The following is a 22,338-nucleotide window of genomic DNA, read 5'->3' as shown; positions in this document are numbered from 1 at the left end:
CGGCTTTGTTTTGCTACCTTCTCTCCACGTTCATGCTCACTTCTTTCCGCCGCCTCACCCTGGGGGCTTTGGTTCTGCTAGCCCCTGCCGGGGCCGCAACGGCTCAAACGGCCACTTCCAAAATCGACTCCGTTGTCATTCGTAAAATCTACGACGAAGCCCTGGCCCGCGGGCAGAGCTACGAGAATCTTCGCTACCTCACTACCCGCATTGGGGGGCGTCTGAGTGGGTCGCCGCAGGCCGAGCAGGCTGTACAGTGGGGCAAAACGGTAATGGAAAAGATGGGCCTCGACCGGGTGTATCTGCAGGAGGTGATGGTACCGCACTGGGTGCGTGGAGCCAAGGAAAAAGCACAGGTGAAAAGCTCTAAGGGTAAAGCCCTCAACCTGAATGTGTGCGCCCTGGGCGGCTCTGTCGGGACCAACGGCAAGCTGAAGGCGCAAGTGGTGGAGGTGCAGAGCCTGCAGGAGTTGGCTGGGCTGCCCGCCGAAAAGGTGAAGGGCAAAATTGTGTTTTTCAACCGCCCCATGAACCCCCTCTACATTGAAACCGGCCGCGCCTACGGCGAAGCCGGCGACCAGCGCCGCAGCGGGGCCATTGAGGCCGCCAAGCGTGGGGCCGTGGGTGCCCTGGTACGCAGCCTCAGCCTGGCCCACGATGATTTCCCGCACACCGGTACCATGAGCTACAACGACCAGGTAGCCAAAGTGCCGGCCGCGGCCGTCAGCACCAACGGGGCCGATGAGCTCAGCCACCTGCTCAGGGCCGACCCCGGCCTGACCGTGGAGCTGGAAATGAGCTGCCAGCAGCTGCCTGAGGTGAAAAGCTACAACGTGGTCGGGGAAATCAAGGGCTCGAAGTACCCCGACGAAATCATTACCGTGGGCGGCCACCTCGACTCCTGGGACCTGGCCCAGGGTGCCCACGACGACGGCACGGGCTGCACCCAGAGCATGGAAGTGCTGCGTCTGCTGAAAGCCACGGGCCTGCGCCCCGAGCGCACCATCCGGGCGGTACTGTTCATGAACGAGGAAAACGGGGTGCGCGGCGGCAACAAGTACGCTGAGCTGGCCAAAGCCGCCGGCGAAAAGCACCTGGCTGCTATGGAGTCGGATGGGGGTGGGTTCACGCCCCGGGGCTTCAACATTGAGGCCGACCCGGCCACCGTGCGCAAGGTGCAGCAGTGGCAGCCCTTGTTTGTGCCCTACGGCAGCGCCGAGTTTTCGGCGGGCCACGCAGGCACCGACATCGGCCCCCTGAAAAGCCAGGCCAAAGCCCTGATTGGCTACGAGTGCGACTCTCAGCGCTACTTCGACATCCACCATACCGCCGCCGATACCTTCGATAAGGTGAATCGCCGCGAACTGGAGCTGGGTGGGGCCAGTATGGCCGCGCTGGTGTACCTGTTGAGCAAATACGGCCTGTAGCGGGCCCGCCAGGGCAAGGTGGGGTAGGAACGCGGCCCCGCCTCCTGCGTACACCAAGACCCACCGCCCACCGGTGCCTGCTGTTTCCGCAGCGGCCCCGGGCAGGCGGCGGGCCTTTCTTCTTGTGAGTGTATATAACACGCCCAGCCCATGAATCTGTACCTCGTCGCTCTGCTGCCGCCTGAGCCCATCCGCCGCGAGGTATGGGACCTGAAACAGGAAGTGCACCAGCGGACGGGCAGCCGCAACGCCATTAACCTGCCTGCTCACATTACCCTGGTGCCTCCCCTGCGCCAGCCGCCGGCCTTCGAGGCAGCGACGGTGGCGGCCCTGCGCGCGTTTGTCCCTACGCAGTCGGCCTGCCTTATCGGGCTTGAGAATTTCGCGTGGTTTCAGCGGCGCACGTTGTACGTGCACGTATCGCGGCCCGCTGCCGTGCAGGCGCTCCACCAGGCCCTGTATGCGTGGTGCGCCACCCACCTACCCGCCGTGCCGGCCCCAACCCGTCCGTTTGTGCCACACGTAACGCTGGCCACCCGCGACCTGCCCCCCGACATGACGGCCGCGCTGTACGAGGAATTTAAGCAGCGCACCTACGCCGCCTCGGCTAGCTGGCACGAGCTGGTATTATTTCGGCACGATGGGCGCAAGTGGCAGTCCCGCGAAACGCTGCACCTGCCACCCGATACTGCTACCCCCGAATAAATTGCAAAGCCCCCGTTTTCCGAGAAAACGGGGGCTTTCTTTATACTAAGTAGCTGAATTATTCGGCGCTGGCATTTTTCTTCGGGCGACCCGGACGCTTGCCGGTTCCGTTGGTAGCACGGGGCTTCCGCTCTTTCTTTTCAACGCGGAAACCGGGCTCCAGCATCGTGTTCAACTCCGTCATCAACTCGTTTATTTTCACTACGTGCTTACGAATCTGAATCAGAACGGCGTCGTTTTCTTCGGCATTAGCCAGGATTTGTTGCAGCTTGTTGAGGTCAGCAGTTGCCATGATTTACTGTTTATTGTAGAAGAGAGATATTATTCAAAGGTGAAGATTTTTTTTAGTAGCTCAAAAAACAAACTGAATCAATCAAGAAATCAGCTGGTTTAATTCCGATACCATGTGTTTGGGTTGGCTGAAAATTCTGCAATAGCGCAACCCGTATTCTGAGCTTACGGGAATACTTTTTATTAGTTGAAAATAGCGAATAAAACCTGCGTCTTATAATTGGTAGCTTTATTATATGGCTGACTTTATTTGCTGCAGGCTGGATAAGTAGCTGAAAAATAATGTTATACCTGCTGCAGGCTGTCAAGAAAAAACAAAGCGGTATTGTGCATTCAGGGGGTAGAGGAATAGGGCAGCCGACTGCAGGCGCAGACGCTTAGTTTTGCTCCAGAATTTGAAACAGCTCGTCGAGTTTTGGAGTCAGGATTATTTCCGTGCGCCGGTTCAGGGCTTTGTTGGCGGGTGTGTCGTTTTGCGCTACGGGTACGTACTGCGCCCGGCCGGAAGGGGTAACCTGGGAGGCCGGTAGGCCCGCCTGGGTCAGAATACGGGTAATTTCAGTGGCCCGTAGCACGCTCAGGTCCCAGTTGTCGCGCATGCCCGGGGTGCCTTTGGCAATGGGTACCGTGTCGGTATGGCCTTCCACCAGCACATTCACGTCCTGGTTTCCTTTCAGGGCCGCCGCCAGCTTACTTAGGGCTTCCTGTCCTTTCGGATCTACTTTCGTGGAGCCCGATTTAAATAGTAATTGCTCGGAAAGGGAAACATATACTTTACCGTTGCGCACATTTACCTGCAGGTCCTGCGCATTAAATCCGAGCAGGGCGTCGCCTACTTTCTGGCGCAGGGCTTTTACCGCCGCGTCTTTCTGGTCAAGAATGCGCTGCATTTCGGCTATGCGCTGTTCTTTCCCGCGCAGATCGGCAGAAAGCTGGGTATTTTCCTGCTGCGCCCCGCTCAAACTGGCGTTCAGCTGATTTACCTGTTGATTTTTGGTTAATAAGCTGGTGCGCAGAGCTTCTTCGCTCCGGTTTTTTTCTTCCTGCAGTGCGCTTTTTTCTGCCTGTAGCTGCTCGCGTGCCTTGCTCGACTCCGCGTATTGGGTTTGCAGCGCCGTGTATTTTTTTTGCGATACGCAACCCGCAGTGGTCAGCAGCGCCGCACCATATAAGGAAATTAGCACAGGCGAAGTACAGAAACGATTCATGTTGAAAAGCGCGTAAGTGAAAAATGACGTCGTTGAAACGGGCCGGCACGCAGCGGAGTTACAACCCCGGTAATTTACGTCTTCCTGAATTACCCCGAGCGTGCCGCCCGTAACTCCGGGTTTGTCGTACCTTGGAAACCGGTTTGCGTTTTCCCGTAGTTTATTTTCGCTTGCGTTTCTGTATCACGTTTTTGGTCCTGTTTGCGGCGGGTAGCCTGCTGGCAGGTACTGCCGCCCCGGCGACACCCACTCCGCCCGCCAGCCGCTACTGGGTTACCTTCCGCGACAAAGCGGGGCAGCAGTTTCGGCCCGGTACGTATTTCAGCCCCGCCGCTCAGGCCCGCCGCCGCCGCCAGCACCTGCCCGCCGCCGACAGCACCGATTTTCCGGTACGCCCCGACTACCTGGCCCGGGTTAGGGCGGCCACCGCTACGGTCACGCTGGTCAGCCGCTGGTTTAATGCTGTGGCCTGCCGCGCTACCCCCAGCCAGGTGGCCCGCCTGCGCCAGCTGCCAGGGGTTCGCTCCGTAACGGCCTGGCCCGAAGAGGTGCTGGTGCCGGCCGCCCACGCGCCGGCCGCGGCCGGCGGGCCGCTCACCGCCGCCGACCGCTCGTTGGCCCGGCGGCAGACGGCCAGCCTGGGGGCTCCTGATTTCCGGCAGGCCCGCCTGAACGGGCGCGGGCTGCGCATTGCCATTTTCGATGTGGGCTTTACCGGGGCCGACCGACACCCGGCTTTCGCGCATCTGCGCCGCCGCGGGGCCATTGTGGCTACCTACGATTTTCTGCGCCGCACCCCCGCCGTGTACCAGGGCGGCAGCCACGGCACCGAAGTTCTGTCCTGCATTGCCGGCCGTCTGCCCGACAGCACCCGTCTGGGGCTGGGGGAGGGGGCCGAGTTTCTGCTGGCGCGTACCGAGCAGATGCACCGCGAGAAGTACGCCGAAGAAGAAGCCTGGCTGGCCGCCGCCGAGTGGGCCGACCGCAACGGAGCCGACATCATTAACTCGTCGTTGGGCTATACTACCCGCCGCTATTTTCCGGAGCAGATGAATGGGCGCACCAGCCTGGTAGCCCGGGCCGCCGAGCTGGCTGTGCGCAAAGGCATGTTGGTAGTAAACGCCGCCGGCAACGACGGCGACGACCCGCAGTGGCGCACCGTAGGTACCCCCGCCGATGGCGACTCCGTGCTGGCCGTGGGCGGCATTGACCCCGACACGTATCTGCACCTTGATTTCAGCAGCTACGGCCCCGCTCCGGGAGGGCAGCGGCTGAAACCCAACGTAGCGGCCTTTGGGGTGGTAATAGCCGCTGCGCCCGGCGGCTACGTGCGCACGGAGGGTACCTCCTTTGCCAGTCCGCTGGTGGCCGGCTTTGCGGCCTGCGTCTGGCAGCAGCAGCGCCACCTGACGGCCATGCAGCTGTTCGCCCGGCTCCAGGAGTCGGCGTCGTTGCATCCTTACTTTGATTATGCCCACGGCTACGGTCTGCCCCGGGCAGCATTCTTTACCCGACCTACCCCCGCCGAGGCCCCGGTTTCTTTTGATATAGTGCGCCAGGACTCGGTGCTGGCCGTGATAATCCGGGAAGAAGCCGCCCGCATACCCGCGCGCACCCTACCCCTGTTCGCCGACTCGGTGCGGGCCGTGACGCAGCCAGCAGACCCGGCCGTAGCGGCCGTTGGACAGGAGCAGCCCCACCCGGCGGCCCCTGCTTCCGCTGAGCTGGTGCCGGCTACCCCGCCCGCCTACCTATACTGGCAACTAATAAACCAGGCGGGCCAGCTGCTGCGCTACGAAGTGCTGGATGTGCAGCAACGCGCGGTACTGCGGGTGCCGCTGCACCTGTTGCGCCCCGGCTACGCCGTGCGGGTGCATTACCGGGGGTACACTAAAAGCTACCTTGCGCCATGAAAACGCACGTTCTGAGGCTGACCGGCGCTGGCCTGGTGGGGCTACTGGTGCTGACGTCTGAGGCACGGGCCCAGCGGGTATTGCTGCGGGCCGACCCACCCACCGATTCGGTCCGGACTAACTACGGGCCCAACCGGGCCGTTTACAGCCATCTGTACCTGGGCTATGCGCCGGTGGTTGGGCTGCCGGAGGGGCCCGGGGCCGACCTGCGCTATTTCAAGTCGGCGGAGTTTTTCGTGGGGGTGCGCCACAAGTTTCGCCTGACCCAGGCGGTAGCAGCCGGCTTTGATGTGCGCTACGCCCGCCTGGCATATCATCTGGAGCAAAACAGCTGGAAACTGCTGCCAACTGCCAGCCTGCACCACTCCGAGTCGTTGGTGATTTCGCAGCTGCAGCTGGAGCCCTACCTAAGGCTGGGCTTCGGCCGCCGGGGCAACGTTATCGGGCATTACCTGGATTTAAGCGGCTGGGGCGGCTGGGCCCTGGGTACATCCCACCATTACGAGGACCGACCCGGCACCGGCGGCGGAAAGCGCACGGTGGTAGTGGAACGCGACCTTGGCTACCTGCGTCGCTGGCCCTTTGGGGTAGGCGCGCGTCTGGGTAGCGGCCGCTACGCGGCCACGGCCCGCTACCGTCTCTCCGATACGTTTACGGCCCAGGCTAACCCGGCGTATGCCGAGCTGCCCCGCTGGGTAGTAGGGCTGGAACTGGGTATTTTCTGAAGCCACGGTGAGCCCCGCTGCCGCTACCCCAGCGAAAATATGCGGGTTCCGGCCCGGCCCACGTCGGCTCCCTGGCTCGCCGGGCTGAAGGCCTGATTGCAGGGAGGGGGCAGCGCGCCGGATTTCCTTTATTTTGTGCACAACCTGGCACCGGCTTTTGCGGTACACGGTTTCACTACCCATTCCACAAGTACTCCCTCCTCCAACCAGCTGCTTTGGCACTGGGCTGTCGGTAGTTTTGTAATTTGCCGAACTGAATAGATGATGGCTGACTTTTCCTTCATGAAAAAGCTTTTTCTCCCCACTTGTGGGGCTTTATGTTTACTCCAGCTGGCTTCCTGTATTAATACAGAGCGGGAGGTAGGCACTTCCAAAAATTCTGACCGGGTATTTACGCCTACTCCCGAGGCCAACCGGGGCCGCGTGTCGGAGCGTACCGTGCTGCGGACGGTCAATACGGCCCACGCCTTTTCCAATTCGCGCAGCAAAGACAACTTTGTGCTGCAGTTGCGCGGGCCCAAAATTGCCACCGCACAGGCCTATTTCATGATTATCAGCAGCACCGGCGATACGCTGCGCAAGGAAATCATTCCGGCCTCAGCCCTGATTAACGAGCGGGACCTGGACGACCCCCAGGCGGCCACCGTCCGCGACAAGGAAATTGCCATTCTGCAGGGCATGAACAGCTTCTTCCGCGAAGACCGGTTTGTCCAGCCCGCCGTGCCCCGCACCGCCACCCAACCCGAGAACGTGGATGCCCAATCCTGGAACTCCGTGAAAGAAGACACCCGGGCCGTGGGCTTCGACTACCCCTCGGCCGGAGGCCGGGAGCGGCGCGTGGCCTACTCCAAGAAGCTGGGCCGGGCCGTGGTAATTGCTGAATAGCACTTACTACCCCTAGTAAAAACGAAAAGCCGCCGGATACTATATCCGGCGGCTTTTTTGTGCCCGGCTCCGGCCCTAAAACCTGGCGGCGGCTAGGGCATGGTAAATGAAAGGTCGGCGCTGATGATGTTCGCTGTGAAGTTGTTGCTGCGCTGGTAGTGGGCGTAGCGCACGTCCAGGGCCTTGAACTTGGCCACTTTGCGGGCGCCCTGGGCGTGGTGGAAGGGCGTTTTGAAGCGGCCCAGCCCATACACGGGCGAGTAGCGCAGTCCCAGCCCGTACTTATTGGCCGAAAACGAGGACAGGTCGTAGTCGGAAGTATAAAAAACATCGGTGGCCAGGTGCTGGGCGTAGGGGGCAAAGTAGTGGGCCGCCGTTTGGGTATGGTAGCGGTAGAAGGGGTAGAGCACGAAAAAGGGCGTCAGCTTCAGGGGCGTTTCCAGCTCCAGGGTGTGGGCCCGAATGTCGAAGTTGTCCTGGTAGTAGCGGTAGTATGCGCGCAGCTGCACCAAGTCGGTGGCATAGTAGCTCAGGCGCAGGCCCACAGGGTATTTGATGCGATTCTGGGGTAGCTGCTCTACCCGCACCAGATTGGGCGCGTCGCGGAAGTACACCCGGTGAAACGAGGTGCTCAGCAGCCCGTGCTGGTACACCAGCTCAGTACTCAGGGCCACCTGCAGGCGTTGGGTGAGCACCTGCGAGAGCACCAAAGACAAATTGTAGCTCTGGCGCCGGTCGGTGGGCACCAGCTGCTGGCCTGTGCGCAGCTCCACGGGGTAAATCAGCTTGGCCTTATCGAAGAAAACCTGCCCCGCCGCGCTAAACTCCCGGTTGCCGTCGCGAGAGGTTTGAGCCCAGGAGCCCGCCACGTTGAGGGAGAGGTAGTCATATTCCTTCGAGGCGCCCCCGCCAAAGCCCACCGTGCGGCGTTTGGCCGTGTTCTGACGGGTGTAGCCCAGGTCGGCGTGGTAGCGGGTGTCGTGGGAAGAGGGCGTGGAAAGGTAAAGGCCCTCTACCCCGTCGATGCGGTCGGTGGACGCGGAGGCGTAGAAATCGGCCCCGATGTTGGCCGAAAACAGGCTTGCCGTATCCAGCGGAATATTCAGGATGATGGTGGGCGTAATGTCGGTGAGCTTCTCGGTGCCGCGCCCGCCCTGCACAGCCCCGTGAATACCATCCTGCTCATAGTAGCTGGTCAGGATGTTGACTTCGGTTTCGCCGGGAGCGTGGCTGGTGTTGGTGCTGGTGGGCGTGGCAGGCACGCCGTAGCCGTCAACCCGGTTAGGGGTGATGCCGCCCTGGGCCCAGGCCCCAACCGGGGCCAGGCCCAGCGCCAGCAAGAGCAGGAGCGGCCGGAGCCGGCTAGCTACAGACGTAATTGTATTGCTCATATAAGGGGAGAAGGACAGGATCAGAAATAAAAAGCAAAGGCCGCTAGTTGCAGCCGCAGCCCCCGCCCACCTTGCCGCCGTTGGCGCCGCCGGCACCCTCGCGGTACGACTCAAAGTTGGTTTCGTACACTTCCACCCGCTTGTTGGCCAGCTTCATGTCCTCATCGTTGAGGTAGGCTTTCTGATAGGCCGCCACCGACACGCAGCCGGGCAGCGCCGCCGCAGCCAGCAGCCCGAGGGCCAGCAGCGCGGGGCGGGGTAGGAAATAAAGATGCGGAGTCATGGCAGAGGGGAGTTAGGGCGCAAAATCAGGGCCGGGCCGCCGACCCCGGCTGGGCCAGGGCGTTGCCGCGGTAGTAATTAATCTGCATGTTCCTGGAAACCAGGGTGCGGTTGTCGTCGGTAATCAGCGTGCAGTCAACGCCTTTCAGGGTGTTGATGAAAGCCAGCCCGGCCTCGGGTCCTTTCACAAACACCACCTCATCCAGGCAGTCCGCCAGCTCCACATCGGGGCAGATGATGGTAACCGAGCGCAGCCCCGTGGCCGGCAGCCCGGTGGCGGGGTTGATGATGTGGCCATAGACCCGGCCCTGGGCGGTGAAATACTGCTCGTAGTTGCCAGCTGTTACCACGGCTACGTCCGTTACCTGCACCCAGGCCGAAATACTGGCCGGGTGGTCGGGGTCGCCGATGGCTACGCGCCAGAGCGAGCCATCGGCCTGCCGGCCCCAGCACAGAATATCGCCCGAGCCGTTGAGCAGGCCGCCCTTAATACCGAGCTGGTCGAGCACCAGCCGGGCTCGCCGGATGCCGTAGCCCTGCAGCACCCCGGCCAGATTCAGGCGCATGCCCTTGTCTTGGAGCAGTACCGTACGGCGAGCCGGATCGAGCACCACCTTTCGGTAGTTGATTCGGGCCACGGCGGCCTGCATCACGGCCGGGGCGGGCAGCGGGTGCTCTTGGCGGTCGAAGCGGTAAATCTTGTCGGCCGAGGCAAAAGTGATGTCAAACGCGCCCTCGCTTAGCTCCGAAATCCGCAGGGTGCGCTTAATCAAATCGAACACCTCCTGGTCAACTGCCACCGGGCGCAGCCCCGCCGCCCGGTTGATCTGGGTAATCTGGGAGGTCGAATCCCAGAACGACATGAGCCGGTCGATGCGGCGGGTTTCGGCCACGGCAGCTTCCAGGGCCCGCCAGGCCACCGTATCGTTATCGGCTACCACGGTGTAGGCGAAGTGGGAGCCCATCAGGCGGGCCTCTTTGGTGTAGTTGCGTAGGCGGCCAGGGGTAGCCCCCACCGCCAGCGCGGGCAGCACCAGCAAGCACCACAACCACGCAAAGCGCAGGTTAAACAGCATAGGGAGGGGAATACAAAGGGTCAGGACGAAGGGGCCGCACTGCAGCACCAGCCACCGCAACAGGCCGCAATACCGTTGGTGGGCTATGCCCCGTTACCGCCGGGCCAGCAGGGAGCTGAGGTAGCTGGTGTAAGCCGCAGCTCCGCCCGGCCGGTAGCCGGTTTTGGCCAGCACTTTGCCCTCGGGCGAGAGTAGCACCACCAGCGGGAAGGAGCCCTCCTTGTTGAGTTGGGCCGCGGCCTGCTCGTTGTGGCGGGTTTGCTCGGCCGGGAGCTTGTTTTTCTTGCTGCGCGGAAAGTCAAAGCGGGCCAGCACTAGCTTGTCCTGGGCGTAGCGCGTAAACTCAGGCTGATCGAATACCTCCTGCTTGAGCATGATGCAGGGCTTGCACCAGTCGGAGCCCGAGAAAACGGCCAGCACGGGGCGGTTGGTGGCTTTGGCCTGTTGCAGGGCCGCATCGAGGGTAGAAACCCAGGCCACGGCCGGAGCCGCCGCCTGGGTGGGTGCCGGAGGCGTTGCGCCGCCGGGCGCTGCCAGCAGTAGGGAGCAGATCAGGAGCAGGAGGGGAGTGCGCATGAGGGGCAGAAAAGGAATGTTCAGCGATATACGGGAGACGGCCCGGCGGGTACAACGGAAAACGCGGAGCAGTTTCCCACAAGAAACTACTCCGCGTTTTTACTCCAATCACCACAACAAACCTACTAGCCGTTACATGAGCAACAGATGAAGAACCTCCCTCGCGTCATCTTTTTTATAAGAAAAATTAAGAAGCAAAAACGGGAGCCCGCGCTTCCCGCCTGCCTTCTGCCGCTTACGGCTCGAGGTAACTGAAGAACAAGACTATCTACCGAACTAAGGTAAGCCGGGCTACGTGTGGCCTGCCGTACCCTACGAGGCGGCTACCGCCAGCCAGCCCGTGCGGCCGTTAGGCTGGCGCACCAGCCGGAACTTGCCGTACTCGCCCAGTACCGCCACGGTGGTTTGTGCCGGGAGGGCCGCTATGGTCAGGGCATCGGCAGTGGGGCGGGCCCGCAAATCGGTGGGGAGCGTGAGGTTTTCGCGGCGCAGGGGGGTAGCCGTCAGCACAGCTTTGGCCGGCACGAACCCCGTGCGGCCGGTGGGCAGCTGCACCCGCAGCCACTCGGCGGTAGCGCCCAGCACCAGCAGGGGGGTAGGGCGCGTGGCGGTGGCGGCCGTTACGCCAGTAGTAGTAGGCATGCGGCGCAGCGTGAGGCGGGTTTCGCGGGCCCTTACCCACTGGCCCAGGCGGCTCGGCAGTACCTTGGGCACGGGCGGCATCGCATCGGGGCGGCGCACAAACGGAAACGGATCAACGGCCCCGTTGCGGTACACCCCAAAGTGCAGGTGGGGCGAGGTGGTGCGGGCATTGCCGGTGTTGCCCACCAGCCCCAGCGTATCGCCGGGCTTCACGCGCTGGCCGGGCTGCACCAGCTGCTTATCGAGGTGGGCATAGTATAGGTGCTGATTATGGTCGGTATCGGCCAGCCATACTACCCGGCCGCCCAGCTTGGTTTCGTTGACGCGGGTGATATAGCCGTGGGCCGAGGCTACGGCCGGCGTACCGCGCTGAGCAAAAATATCGATGCCCTCGTGGCGGCGGGCACCTCCGTCGCGGGGCATGCCCCAGAACGAACCCACGGCCGCATCGGTCTTGCCTTTTACCGGGAAGCTCAGGCTGGGCTCGCGCCGAATGCGCAGGGTGTAGCGGCCGCCGCGCAGCAGTTCCGGCTGCACCCGCAGCACATGCTGGCGGTCGGCCTCGGCCACGTAGCGAAATGAGAGGGCAGCGGTATCAGCGGCTGCCAGATGGCGGGGAGCAGAACGGTCGGGGCTCAGCTCGAAGGCATCTACGAACACCTTGGGAGCCTGGGTGCCGGGCGCCAGCGTCAGGCTGATCTGAATGGTTTCACCGGCCCGCACGAGGTAGCGCAGACCAGTGGCCACGGCCCGGTCGGCGGGGAAAAAGCCGCTTTCCTGAAACGGCAGCTTCACCACCAACGAGTCGCGCAGGGCTTGGTCGGCGGCCCGTAGCCAGTCGCGGCCCAGGGCGGTTTCAGCCAGGCCGGCCTGTTTTAGCTTGCGGGCGTAGGCTTCGTGCGGAGTGGATTGCTGGAAGATTCCCTGCAGCGTCTGGCTTTGGCTGCAGGCAGTAAGAAATAGGACGAACAGCGCGGCCGATAGGGTCCGCAAGCGAAGTAGCATCAAGGGGTAGTGGGTAATAGGAGGTAGGTAATAGGACAAACCCCAGTTGGCGGTTAGTAGTTCGATAGGGGAGCGGTGAGATAGTGAACTAGTGAAATGGTGAGTTTAATGTTCAGTATGCGCAGATAGGGTAGCCGCGGAGGGGCAACATGAAACATTCAACGACCAGCCGCCCCGATGGGGCTTTGGTTGTTGCAAGGGGGTAGGGGACGCCGAGGTTACCGGGCAATCGGGGCCGCTAGCGCCACTAGAACAACTAACTCACCACCTCACTATTTCACCACTTTTCCCAACTTCGCACCTTCACCACCTCCCCACCCATGCTCCACCTCACCGAATGCCCGCGCGACGCCATGCAGGGCTGGCCCACGTTCATTCCTACCCCCGATAAGACGGCCTACCTCAACGCCCTGCTGCAGGTAGGATTTGATACCCTCGATTTCGGCTCCTTTGTGTCGCCCAAGGCCATTCCGCAGCTGGCCGATACCGCCGAGGTGCTGGCCGGCCTCGACCTGAGCCAGACCCAAACCCAGCTGCTGGCTATCGTGGCCAACCTGCGCGGGGCCGAAACCGCCGCCCAGCACCCGCAGATCCGCTACATCGGCTTCCCGCTGTCGGTGTCCGAAACCTTTCAGCAGCGCAACACCAACAAAAGCATAACCCAGGCTCTCGACGACGTAGCCCGGATGCAGGAGCTGTGCGCCCGCAGCGGACAGGAGCAGGTAGTGTACCTGAGCATGGGCTTCGGCAACCCCTACGGTGACCCCTGGAGCCCGGAAGTGCTCGGCGAGTTCACCCAGAAGCTGGCCAACCTGAAGGTGGGCATCGTGGCCCTCTCCGATACCATCGGGGTTTCCACGCCCGCTACCGTTGGCCCGGCCTTCCGGGAGCTGACGGCCGCCTTCCCGCAAATTAACTTCGGGGCCCACCTGCACACTACCCCCGACACCTGGCGCGAAAAAGTGCAGGCCGCCTACGAGGCCGGTTGCCGCCGCTTCGATGGGGCTTTGGGCGGCTACGGCGGCTGCCCCATGGCCGCTGACCAGCTCACCGGCAATATGCCCACCGAGCGGCTCCTGGAGTTTGCCCAGGCGGCGGGGGTAGGGCCGCAGCTTAACCAGCCGGCTCTGGCAAAGGTCATGCGGCTGAATCAGCAGATTTTTTCAGGGCATTAGCCGTACTTTGCCGTCCGTCATCCTGAGCGCAGCGCAGGACCTTATCACGCGGGAACAGCAAGCGCACCAACGACTGGTGATACCGTAACAAGGTCCTGCGCTGCGCTCAGGATGACAGCCAGTTTTACCTGACTTCCCCCTCCACACCATGCCAGCTCCTCAAGTCGATCTGTTTATTCCCTGCTTTGTAGATCAGCTGTTCCCGCACACTGCCCTGAACATGGTGAAAGTGCTGGAAGCTGTGGGCTGCCGGGTGCACTACAACGCCAACCAAACCTGCTGCGGGCAGCCGGCCTACAACGCAGGCTACAAGGAGCAGAGCTGCGAGGTGGCTCGCAAGTTTCTCGATGACTTCCCGACCCAGGAGGAGCGCTACATTGTAAGCCCCTCAGCTTCCTGCATTGGCATGGTGCGCAACACCTACGCCGATTTGTTTGAGGGCACCCCCGACTCGGGTCGCTACCATGGGGTGCAGCGCCGGGCCTTCGAGCTGACGGAGTTTCTGGTAGAAGTGCTGGGCGTTACGTCCATCCCGAAGGCTCAGCTGGCCGGCAAATACACCTACCACGATTCCTGCTCGGCCCTGCGGGAGTGTGGTATTCGAGAGGCTCCGCGCCAGCTGCTCGATGCTATTCCGGGCCTGGAGCGGCTGGAAATGGCCGAAACCGAAACCTGCTGCGGCTTCGGCGGCACCTTCGCCGTGAAGTTCGAAGCTATATCCGTGGCCATGGCCGAGCAGAAAGTGGAACACGCCCTGGCTACCGGCGCCGACTACCTGATCAGCACCGACACGAGCTGCCTCATGCACCTCGACGCCTACATCCGCCGCGAGAAGAAACCCATCAAAACCCTGCACGTGGCCGATGTGCTGGCTAGTGGGTGGTAATTGGGAAGTACTGTGCCAGGGTCTGATAGAAGTTAGTTGATGTTCTCAGCAAACTCAATCACATTGCCATGCAGGTCGGTAATGAACCCGCAGCGCTTGCCAATGGCCGGCACAGAGAAAGGCTCCCGGATAACCCGAACTTCCTTTTCCCGCAACGCTGACAGAGTTTCTTCCACATTGTCGACTTCCAGACACAGATGATGGAAGCCTGAGGTAATGGGGCGGGGCGGTTCGGGAGTAGAGTCCAGTGTCTCTTCGCAAACTACTTCTAGCCAAAAGTTGTCATCATTGGCCGGCGCCAGGAACGCTAGCTGTAAGTTTCCTACCGTCCATTCCTTTACTATTCGGAAGCCTAGTTTTTCCGTGTACCAGTTCAGGGTGCCTGCATAGTCGGTAGTGCGCAGGCCAACGTGGGCGGCGCGCATTTTTCCGTTGATGCCGTGTGGTGCTTTGGCTGGCATTGGCAACTGAGTGTTTTCCATCGTGTTTTTCGCGTAAGACGAACCGTAAGCCGCCGTTGGTGCTGTATCAAAAAGCTCGTCGGCTACCTCGGGACGACCGAAAGAGTAAGTAACTGAGTAATACAAAGGTCCGGAGCTTTCTGGTGGGCGCTATGGTGAATATTTCAGTTTTTGCAGAAGCGTATTACCAACATAAGTTGGGTAATAAGACAAAGGCATGAGCAGGGAACATAGCCTTGCTTATGGCTGGCACGGATAACCACTTACAAGAAAAGGCGGCACAAGGCCGCCTTTTCTTATTATACATCCTGCAGTATTCTATTGAGCGCAAGCTGCAATCCGTTGCTTTAAGCTCTCTGAGCCCTCTACCAGGGGTAGGCGCACGGCATCGGCGCAGAGGCCCTGGGCGGCCAGGGCGGCTTTTACCCCGACGGGGTTGCTTTCCTCGTACATCAACGGGTTCAGTTCCACGAAGCTGAACAGCAGCTTACTGGCCGCCTTGAAGTCGCCCTGGAGGGCGGCACGGGTCATATCGGAGAAGCGGCGCGGGAAGGCGTTAGCCAGTACCGAAATGATGCCCACAGCCCCGAAGCTGATGAGCGAAGTCGTCATCATGTCGTCGCCGGAAATCAGTAGGAAACCATCGGGTTTGGCGGCGGCAATGGCAATGCACTGCTCCAGGTTGCCGCTGGCTTCCTTAATGCCGATGATGTTGGGGTGTTGGGCCAGGGTAAGGGTAGTGGCCGCCGTCATGTTGGAGCTGGTGCGGCCGGGCACGTTGTACAGAATCACGGGCACCGGTGAGGCGTCGGCCAGCTGTTGGTAGTGGGCGATGATGCCGCGCTGACTGGGCTTGTTGTAGTAGGGCGAGGCCGACAACAGGGCCACAATGCCGGTCAGGTCGGTATTCTGGATGGTGCGCACAGTAGCGGCCGTGTCGTTGCCCCCGATGCCGTACACCAGCGGTACGCGCCCGGCCACCTGCTCTCGCACTACGCGCAGCACTTCGGCCTTCTCTTCGGTGGTGAGGGTAGCCGATTCGGCCGTGGTGCCGTTGATAACGAGGTACTCCACGCCGCCTTCAATAGTGAAGTCGACGAGGCGGCGCAGGGCGGCGTAGTCCACGGCGCGCTCGGGGGTAGGAGTGAAGGGGGTAACGAGGGCTACGCCAGTGCCACGGAGTTTGTCCATGCGGGAAATTAGCGGTTGATTTGTAGGAGGGAAGACCCGCGGCGAAGGTACAATACCAGCGGCGAAGGTCGGCCCGTTTCTTTCAAAAGTACGGTTCCCCTGGTGCCGGCCGCGTTTCTCTCCTTCATGAAATTTACTTATTACCCGCTGCTGGCCGCGGTTTCTCTGGCCAGCCTAGGCGCCCTCACGGCCTGCAGCGACGCCAAAAATGCTACCGCCGCTGAAAGCAACGCCGCCACCTCCTCGGCCCTGGCCGCCGACTCGGCCGAAACGGCTACTATTGCCACTGCCGGTAATGCCACTGCCGCTAGTGTCGGCAATGGCGGCAGCCCCGCCACCATCCCGGCCAACAAGCGCGCCGACGCCGCTACCATCATTGCCCGGCCCCAGGTGCCCATCCTGTGCTACCACCAGATCCGCGACTGGCGCGCCAAGGACTCCAAAGGAGCCAAGGACTACATCGTGCCGGTAGAGCAGTTTAAGGCCCAGATCAAGATGCTGGCCGACTCGGGCTACCACACCATCCTGCCCGACCAGCTGTTCGCCTACCTCACCACCGGCGCTCCGCTGCCCAGCAAGCCCGTGATGCTGACCTTCGACGACACCGACCTCGACCAGTTCACGGTGGCCCGCCCCACGCTGGACAAGTATGGTTTCAAGGCCGTGTACTTTATCATGACGGTAAGCCTGGGCCGCCCCAACTACATGAGCAAGGCGCAGGTAAAGCAGCTTTCGGATGAAGGCAACGTGATTGGCTCGCACACCTGGGACCACCATAACGTAAAGAAATACCAGGGCAATGATTGGGTGACGCAGATCGAGAAACCCACTAAGCAACTGGAAGAAATTACCGGCAAGAAAATCAACTACTTCGCCTACCCCTTTGGCCTCTGGAACCCCGAGGCTATTCCGGAGCTGAAGAAGCGCGGCATGGATGCGGCCTTCATCCTGGCTGAGAAGCGCGACCAGCAGGACCCACTCTACACCATTCGCCGCATCATTGCCAGCGGCTACTGGAGCCCCCGCACCCTGCACAACAGCATGGTTCAAAGCTTCTAAGGGGGTAGGGATGCCGGAGCTGGTAGGTAGTTACAAGAACTTCATGCGTAGCCGAAGCATCCTGCCTTCTAACCTGTCATGTCGAGCTTGTCGAGACATCTCGCGTACTGATGTTGGATTACTACCCCAACGATTCGGGCGAGATGTCTCGACAAGCTCGACATGACGGTCTTATTAGTCAGTTGTCACCATGAGTTGCTAACGCAGATTCCCCGTTCTGCTCGGAATGACAAAAAGAAGCCAGGGCATCAGCTGATGCCCTGGCTTCTTTTTGTATTGATAGGAAGGCCTTACTTTTTCACGCCATTCTCTTGCAGCGTCTTGTAAGCGCCGGCGTTGACCACTTGCTTAAAGCCTTTCTCCTGCATGAGGATGGCGGCTTTGCCGCTGCGGTTGCCAGAGGCGCAGTAAAGCACGTAGTTTTGCTTGGGGTCGAGTTTGGCGACCTGCTGGGCGAAGTCATCGGCGCGGTAGTCCAGGTTTTGAGCGCCGGGCAAGTGGCCGGCGGCAAATTCCTCGGGGCTACGCACATCCAGCAGCACGGTGCCGGGCTGGTTGAGTTGCTGCTGCACGGCAGCCGGCGGCGTAATGGACTGGCCCCCATCTTGGGAGCAGCCGGGGCTGGCGATGCTCAGCAGAGCAGCAGCGGCAAACAAACGAAGAGACATAAGCAAATAAGAAGAATCAAAGGAACAAGCTGAGGCAGCTTCTCCGGGAAGTTGCTACCCCACGCAACGGACAAAATCGATTAGAAAAGCGTGCCCTGCTGTCCGGGGTTTGAAGAAGGAGCGGGGGGTAGGGTTTCCTCCGAAGCCGCCGAGGTTTCGGTAGCCGGAGCACCCAGGATTTGGTCCAGCACGGCGTCGGTAGCATCGAGGCTGGTTGGAATCATGGCTAGCAGCTCGTTTTCGGTGATGATGGGCACTTTCAGGTCGGTGGCTTTTTCGCGCTTGGCAGGGCCCATCTTGTCGCCGGCTACCAGGTAGCTGAGCTTTTTGCTGATGCTGCCCGTAATCTTGCCGCCGTTTTGCTGAATCAGGTGCTGCAGCTCCTCGCGGCTGTGCTGCTCAAATACTCCGGAAAGCACAAACGTAAGGCCGGCCAACCGGTCGCTCACGGGCTGGGGCGCTTCGCCGGTCAGGGCCAGCTGCACGCCGGCGGCCCGCAAGCCTTCTACCAGCTGCCGGTTCTCTGGCTCCTGAAACCACGCAGCCACCGACTCGGCAATAACCCCGCCTACCTCCGGCACGGCCGCCAACTCCGTAGCCGAAGCCGCCGCCAGCGCATCAACAGTACGGTAGTGGTTGGCCAGCTTCTCAGCCACGGTTTCGCCCACGTACCGGATGCCCAGGCCAAACAGCACCCGATCAAAGGGTACCTGCTTGCTCTGCTCCAGGCCAGTAGTGAGGCGCTGCACCGATTTTTCGCCCATGCGTTCCAACTGGGCTAGCTCGTGGGCCTTGGCCGGCAGATCGTAGAGGGAAGCGGCGTTGGTCACCAGGCGCAGGTCGAAGAAGCGGCCCACAGTTTCGGCGCCCAGCCCGTCGATGTTCATGGCTTTGCGCGACACGAAGTGCTCCAGCTTGGCTTTGAGCTGGGGCGGACAACCCCGATCGTTGGGGCAGCGGAAGTGGGCTTCCCCCTCGGGCCGAATTAGCGGAGTGCCGCAGGCCGGGCACTCAGTGGGGTACACAATAGGAACGGCATCAGCGGGGCGCGAAGCAAAATCAACGCCTGTAATCTTGGGAATGATTTCGCCGCCTTTCTCCACAAACACTAAGTCGCCGAGGCGAAGGTCGAGGGCGGCAATCTGGTTGGCGTTGTGCACCGAGGCGCGCTTCACCACCGTGCCGGCCAAGGGTACCGGATCGAGCAGGGCAACGGGCGTTACAGCGCCGGTGCGGCCCACCTGGTACTGAATGGTGTTGAGGCGGGTGCGGGCGGCTTCGGCGGGGTACTTGTAGGCAATGGCCCAGCGGGGACTTTTGGCGGTGAAGCCCAGCAGCTCCTGCTGGCGGAAATCATCTACCTTAATTACGATGCCATCGGTAGCAACGGGTAGCGTAAACCGCTTTTTCTCCCACTCATGCACGAAATCCAGCACCTCCTCAATAGTGCCACACAAACGCCACGTATCCGACACAGGCAGGCCCCAGGCTTGCAGGGCTTCCAGCGAGGCGCTATGGGTAGGAAACTGGTTGCGCCCCGGCATCAGGAAGGAGTAGGCGTAGAAGCGCAGCTTGCGGGCCGCCACCTGCGCCGAGTCCTGGAGCTTGAGCGTGCCGCTGGCGGCATTGCGCGGGTTGGCTAGCAGGGCCTCACCGTTGGCTTCCCGCTCGGCATTCAGCTCGGCAAAAACCGGCAGGGGCATAAATACTTCCCCGCGCACTTCAAACTCCGGGGGCTGGGTAGGACCCTCAGCGCGCAAGTGCAGGGGTAGGGTCCGGATGGTGCGCACGTTGCTGGTGACTACATCACCGCGGGTGCCGTCGCCGCGCGTCACGCCCTGGGTTAGCTGGCCTTCCTGGTAGGTCAGGCTCATGGCTACCCCATCGAATTTCAGCTCACAGACGTAATGCAGATCAGCCCCTTCCAGGCCCCGACGCACCCGCTCGTCGAACTCGCGCAGGTCGGCCTCGGAGTAGGTATTGCCCAAGCTTAGCATGGGGTAGCGGTGCTTGGCCGTGGGAAACTGCTTCGTAATGGTGCCTCCTACGCGCTGGGTGGGCGAGTTAGGGTGGGCAAACTGTGGGTACTCCCGCTCCAGGCGGGCCAGCTCGGCCAGCATCTGGTCGAACTCCTGGTCCGGTACTTCGGAAATATCGCGCTGGTAGTACTGGTAGTTGAGGTGGTGGAGGCGCTCGGTGAGGGCCGTTATCTGCTGCTGGATGTCGGTCGTCATGGGAAGAAGTTGGAGCACAGGTACAAGCGCCGGCCGGAGGGCAAAGCCCTGGCTGCCCGCCCGATTTCAGGACTGCAAGCTACGGCTTTATGTGAGTCTGTGAACGAGCAAACCCGCCTGGAGTTAGCAGACGGGCTTGCCCAAATACAGTCTTAGTGAATCAGGCCGGCGCCTGAAAAGCTAGGTTATTTGCCTTCAATCAGCACCCCGTCGGCCTCAAAGTTGAGCTGCTCCTGGGGGCGGGTGATGGCCGCAATTTCCTTGGCCGATTTGCCGGCATCCTGGGCGTAGTGCTGCTGCGCGGCCACCGATACTACCTCGCGGTGAGCCCAGCCATTTACTACCACCCGGCGGCCGGTAATGTCTTTGGGCACGAAGAAAGCGTAATCCTTAAAGCGCACGCGCACCTTCTGGCCGTCGGGCATAGCCATGGTAAGCCAGCAGCCTTTGGCCTGGCACACCGCCTCGGCCGTGCCCACCAGCTTCAGTTGGGCCGAGTCGCGGGTACCCAGGAGCTGGCGCAGCTCGCTTATGGGGCGGGCGTCGGCGGCGGCAAAGCTAGCGCCGTAAATGCTGCCGGGGGCTTGGGTTGCGGCCTTGGCCTGAGCAGCTGTTTCCGCCTTGTCGTCGCAGGCTTCTTTGGGTTTGGCTTTGCTTTTCTGGGCGCTGGCACTCAAGGGCTGGCTTAGGGCCAGCAGAACAAATGCGGTACCATATAAGAAGGACTTCGGCATGATCAGAGAGGCTGAGAGGTGAAAGGAAAACCCGACCTGAAGTTACGATTTTTTGACCTTGTACTTCTCCTTGGTTTTCTCCACTGCATCCGCCGCCGACTCTTTGTTGATGGCGGCCAGCAGGCGCACCTGCTCCAGCTTGCCTTTCTTATCGTACACCTCCGACTTCACAAGGCCCACGGCCGGGGAGTAGTAATCAACTACGCGCACCACGTTGCGCATCACCATATCGGCGCGGGCGGCGGTGGCGCTTTCCCGCTCGGCTTCCACCTTATAGCACTGGAAGGTACCGGCCGGGGTAGTCACGCTTTCAGTGCCCGTTACGCGCCGCTTCCGCACACTGGTATATACCTGGGCAATATCCACGGCCGTGCTGCTGACCTGCACCGTAATACCGCCGCCGGGCAGCTCCGAGCCTACCGTAGGCTGGTTGGGCCAGGCCAAAGGCACGGGCGCGTAGGCAAAGCGCCGGTCGCGGAAGGAGCGCAGGCTCTCGGGATTTAGCTCAGCGCTGCCATCGGTGAAGCTGGTATCCTGGCGGCAGCGGAAGGTAAGGTCCTGAAGGCGCAGGAGCTTGTTTTTCGTATCGTACATACCGCTTTTCAGCAGCACGGTATTCGTAGTAATCGTTTGATTCTTGTTTTGCTCGGAGCCCAGGCTAACCACACGGTTGCGGATGGTGCCAGTGGCTTTGCCGCGGGCATCCTGCAGCTGATACACCATCTCCATATTATCGTAAAGGCCGAAGGGGTGGGCACAGTCGATGGAAGGAAGGTTTTGGGCCAGGGCGGGGGTAGCGGCCAGGCTGAGGCCGGTTACCAAAAGACGAAGGGAAGACATAGAGCAGAAAGAAGGAGGTGGAAAACCAACCGTTGAGCTGCATACGCAAGCTTTTCGGGTTTTGATACCGGAGGGCCAAACCGGCCGTTGCAAAGGTCTTGCCAGCCCCAACTCGTAACTTGCCCCGCGCCGGACCGTTTGCAGAGGCCGGCGGCTTCGTTTCCGCGCTTTTCAATTCATTCTTCCTTTAGCTTCGCAGCTATGCCAGACCAACCTACTTCCTGGGCCGATACGGCCGCTTCCCTGTTATCCAAGCTTTCGGGCGGGGTAGAGGTAGCCTTCAACTTCGAGCAAATGGAACTGCAGGTGCCCAACCCCGCCAACCCAACCACGCCCACCACCTGGCGCCTGAACGGCTCCCTGCGCATCCGGACCCGCGGCGAAAACCCGCCCTCCGGCGCCCTACCCCCCGCCAACCCCAGTACCCTTGGCTAGCGGCCTCGACGTAGAAGCCCGGCTGGTTATCACCCTCGACGGCGACGACGTGCAGGTGGCGGGCTCCGGGGGCTACCTCATCGTCAACTTTCCCAGCCAGCGCGTTTTCGATAAAATCACCAGCGGCCCGCCTAAAGACCCCAACGCGCCCCCCAAACCCAAAACCGGCTCCCCCCTCGACCCGCTGCAGCAGCTCAACGACCTGGCCCTGCAGTTAGGCCTGGTGCTGGATATGCGGGTAGCGGGCAAAACCCACGTCACCTTCGGTACGGGCCGCTCAGCCAAGATTACCCTGAATGCCGTGCTGGGCAAAATCGGCTCGTTTTTTCGGGGTAGCTAGCTGTACGCTTTACCCGGGCGAGCCTGCTTTCCGGCGGCTCGGGGTCAGGGGCTGGACTGATATGTATTCCGGAGTAGTAAGCTCCTCGCTGCGTGTGCTTTTCGCCCGAAAGAAGCACGCCGGGCGAGGAGCTTTTTACGTATCTTGCTCCAACGCTCTTCCTGTCAGGTTGGCCCCGGTGGGCCGGAA

The 22,338-nt window shown here is 61.3% G+C and carries 23 protein-coding genes; 10 read left to right on the top strand and 13 right to left on the bottom strand.

Annotation, left to right across the window (positions count from 1 at the left end; genetic code table 11):
* Nucleotides 1-32 precede the first annotated feature (32 nt).
* Complete coding sequence (locus FGZ14_RS06120; protein WP_139922249.1) at nucleotides 33-1,427, top strand: M28 family peptidase; 1,395 nt, start codon at nucleotides 33-35, stop codon at nucleotides 1,425-1,427.
* Between the two features lie 150 nt (nucleotides 1,428-1,577).
* Nucleotides 1,578-2,132, top strand: a complete 555-nt coding sequence (locus tag FGZ14_RS06115) for a 2'-5' RNA ligase family protein (protein WP_139922247.1) — start codon at nucleotides 1,578-1,580, stop codon at nucleotides 2,130-2,132.
* Nucleotides 2,133-2,190: 58 nt separating this feature from the next.
* On the opposite strand, the gene FGZ14_RS06110 is transcribed toward FGZ14_RS06115, so the two are convergent.
* Nucleotides 2,191-2,424, bottom strand: a complete 234-nt coding sequence (locus FGZ14_RS06110) for a hypothetical protein (protein WP_139922245.1) — start codon at nucleotides 2,422-2,424, stop codon at nucleotides 2,191-2,193.
* A gap of 376 nt (nucleotides 2,425-2,800) precedes the next feature.
* Nucleotides 2,801-3,607, bottom strand: a complete 807-nt coding sequence (locus tag FGZ14_RS06105) for an OmpA family protein (RefSeq protein ID WP_257883357.1) — start codon at nucleotides 3,605-3,607, stop codon at nucleotides 2,801-2,803.
* Nucleotides 3,608-3,801: 194 nt separating this feature from the next.
* On the opposite strand from FGZ14_RS06105, the gene FGZ14_RS06100 reads away from it, so the two are divergent.
* The 3 genes from FGZ14_RS06100 (at nucleotide 3,802) to FGZ14_RS06090 (ending at nucleotide 7,154) form a co-directional block, all read left to right on the top strand.
* Nucleotides 3,802-5,544, top strand: coding sequence for a S8 family serine peptidase (locus tag FGZ14_RS06100; protein ID WP_180754510.1), 1,743 nt, complete (start codon nucleotides 3,802-3,804; stop codon nucleotides 5,542-5,544).
* Nucleotides 5,541-6,269 carry a hypothetical protein gene (locus FGZ14_RS06095; RefSeq protein WP_139922241.1) on the top strand — a complete coding sequence of 243 codons (729 nt, stop codon included), beginning with the start codon at nucleotides 5,541-5,543 and terminating at the stop codon, nucleotides 6,267-6,269. The genes FGZ14_RS06100 and FGZ14_RS06095 overlap by 4 nt, the downstream gene beginning before the upstream one ends.
* Before the next feature lie 282 nt (nucleotides 6,270-6,551).
* Nucleotides 6,552-7,154 (top strand): hypothetical protein, encoded by a 603-nt coding sequence (locus FGZ14_RS06090; RefSeq protein ID WP_139922239.1) that lies wholly within the window; start codon nucleotides 6,552-6,554, stop codon nucleotides 7,152-7,154.
* Nucleotides 7,155-7,246: 92 nt separating this feature from the next.
* Here FGZ14_RS06090 and FGZ14_RS06085 read toward each other — a convergent pair whose 3' ends face one another.
* From FGZ14_RS06085 to FGZ14_RS06065, 5 genes are all read right to left on the bottom strand, one after another.
* Nucleotides 7,247-8,545, bottom strand: a complete 1,299-nt coding sequence (locus FGZ14_RS06085; protein WP_139922237.1) for a DUF3570 domain-containing protein — start codon at nucleotides 8,543-8,545, stop codon at nucleotides 7,247-7,249.
* 43 nt (nucleotides 8,546-8,588) lie between these two features.
* Nucleotides 8,589-8,828, bottom strand: a complete 240-nt coding sequence (locus FGZ14_RS06080) for a DUF4266 domain-containing protein (RefSeq protein ID WP_139922235.1) — start codon at nucleotides 8,826-8,828, stop codon at nucleotides 8,589-8,591.
* A gap of 25 nt (nucleotides 8,829-8,853) precedes the next feature.
* Nucleotides 8,854-9,903 (bottom strand): FAD:protein FMN transferase, encoded by a 1,050-nt coding sequence (locus tag FGZ14_RS06075; protein ID WP_139922233.1) that lies wholly within the window; start codon nucleotides 9,901-9,903, stop codon nucleotides 8,854-8,856.
* 93 nt (nucleotides 9,904-9,996) lie between these two features.
* A complete protein-coding gene (locus tag FGZ14_RS06070) occupies nucleotides 9,997-10,479 on the bottom strand; it encodes a thioredoxin family protein (protein WP_139922231.1) in 483 nt (160 codons plus the stop codon).
* Between the two features lie 312 nt (nucleotides 10,480-10,791).
* Nucleotides 10,792-12,126 carry a M23 family metallopeptidase gene (locus FGZ14_RS06065; RefSeq protein WP_139922229.1) on the bottom strand — a complete coding sequence of 445 codons (1,335 nt, stop codon included), beginning with the start codon at nucleotides 12,124-12,126 and terminating at the stop codon, nucleotides 10,792-10,794.
* Between the two features lie 320 nt (nucleotides 12,127-12,446).
* Here FGZ14_RS06065 and FGZ14_RS06060 point away from each other — a divergent pair, with 320 nt between their 5' ends.
* On the top strand, nucleotides 12,447-13,301 hold the full coding sequence (locus FGZ14_RS06060; protein ID WP_139922227.1) for a hydroxymethylglutaryl-CoA lyase: 855 nt from the start codon (nucleotides 12,447-12,449) through the stop codon (nucleotides 13,299-13,301).
* Between the two features lie 148 nt (nucleotides 13,302-13,449).
* Nucleotides 13,450-14,187, top strand: coding sequence for a (Fe-S)-binding protein (locus FGZ14_RS06055; protein ID WP_139922225.1), 738 nt, complete (start codon nucleotides 13,450-13,452; stop codon nucleotides 14,185-14,187).
* Between the two features lie 32 nt (nucleotides 14,188-14,219).
* Here the strand turns inward: FGZ14_RS06055 and FGZ14_RS06050 are convergent, their stop codons facing one another.
* Entirely contained in the window at nucleotides 14,220-14,774 is a 555-nt protein-coding gene (locus tag FGZ14_RS06050; RefSeq protein ID WP_139922223.1) for a VOC family protein, read from the bottom strand.
* Nucleotides 14,775-14,966: 192 nt separating this feature from the next.
* Complete coding sequence (gene dapA, locus FGZ14_RS06045; RefSeq protein WP_139922221.1) at nucleotides 14,967-15,839, bottom strand: 4-hydroxy-tetrahydrodipicolinate synthase; 873 nt, start codon at nucleotides 15,837-15,839, stop codon at nucleotides 14,967-14,969.
* 126 nt (nucleotides 15,840-15,965) lie between these two features.
* Here dapA and FGZ14_RS06040 point away from each other — a divergent pair, with 126 nt between their 5' ends.
* Nucleotides 15,966-16,898 carry a polysaccharide deacetylase family protein gene (locus FGZ14_RS06040; RefSeq protein ID WP_139922219.1) on the top strand — a complete coding sequence of 311 codons (933 nt, stop codon included), beginning with the start codon at nucleotides 15,966-15,968 and terminating at the stop codon, nucleotides 16,896-16,898.
* 290 nt (nucleotides 16,899-17,188) lie between these two features.
* Here the strand turns inward: FGZ14_RS06040 and FGZ14_RS06035 are convergent, their stop codons facing one another.
* From FGZ14_RS06035 to FGZ14_RS06020, 4 genes are all read right to left on the bottom strand, one after another.
* On the bottom strand, nucleotides 17,189-17,566 hold the full coding sequence (locus FGZ14_RS06035; RefSeq protein WP_139922217.1) for a rhodanese-like domain-containing protein: 378 nt from the start codon (nucleotides 17,564-17,566) through the stop codon (nucleotides 17,189-17,191).
* 80 nt (nucleotides 17,567-17,646) lie between these two features.
* A complete protein-coding gene (ligA, locus tag FGZ14_RS06030) occupies nucleotides 17,647-19,800 on the bottom strand; it encodes an NAD-dependent DNA ligase LigA (protein ID WP_139922214.1) in 2,154 nt (717 codons plus the stop codon).
* 185 nt (nucleotides 19,801-19,985) lie between these two features.
* Entirely contained in the window at nucleotides 19,986-20,534 is a 549-nt protein-coding gene (locus FGZ14_RS06025; RefSeq protein ID WP_139922212.1) for a DUF4920 domain-containing protein, read from the bottom strand.
* 42 nt (nucleotides 20,535-20,576) lie between these two features.
* Nucleotides 20,577-21,374 carry a hypothetical protein gene (locus tag FGZ14_RS06020; protein ID WP_139922210.1) on the bottom strand — a complete coding sequence of 266 codons (798 nt, stop codon included), beginning with the start codon at nucleotides 21,372-21,374 and terminating at the stop codon, nucleotides 20,577-20,579.
* A gap of 201 nt (nucleotides 21,375-21,575) precedes the next feature.
* Here FGZ14_RS06020 and FGZ14_RS06015 point away from each other — a divergent pair, with 201 nt between their 5' ends.
* Together FGZ14_RS06015 and FGZ14_RS06010 are read left to right on the top strand one after the other, a co-directional pair.
* The gene (locus FGZ14_RS06015; RefSeq protein ID WP_139922208.1) at nucleotides 21,576-21,809 is read left to right on the top strand and encodes a hypothetical protein; all 234 of its coding nucleotides are present in this window, start codon (nucleotides 21,576-21,578) and stop codon (nucleotides 21,807-21,809) included.
* Complete coding sequence (locus tag FGZ14_RS06010) at nucleotides 21,802-22,149, top strand: hypothetical protein (RefSeq protein WP_139922205.1); 348 nt, start codon at nucleotides 21,802-21,804, stop codon at nucleotides 22,147-22,149. The genes FGZ14_RS06015 and FGZ14_RS06010 overlap by 8 nt, the downstream gene beginning before the upstream one ends.
* The last annotated feature ends 189 nt before the right edge of the window (nucleotides 22,150-22,338 follow it).

Origin of the sequence: Hymenobacter sp. DG01 (genome assembly GCF_006352025.1) — a bacterium.
GTDB lineage: Bacteria > Bacteroidota > Bacteroidia > Cytophagales > Hymenobacteraceae > Hymenobacter.
The sequence above is the reverse complement of the archived record's forward strand: the minus strand, read 5'-3'. Positions and strand labels throughout refer to the sequence as shown.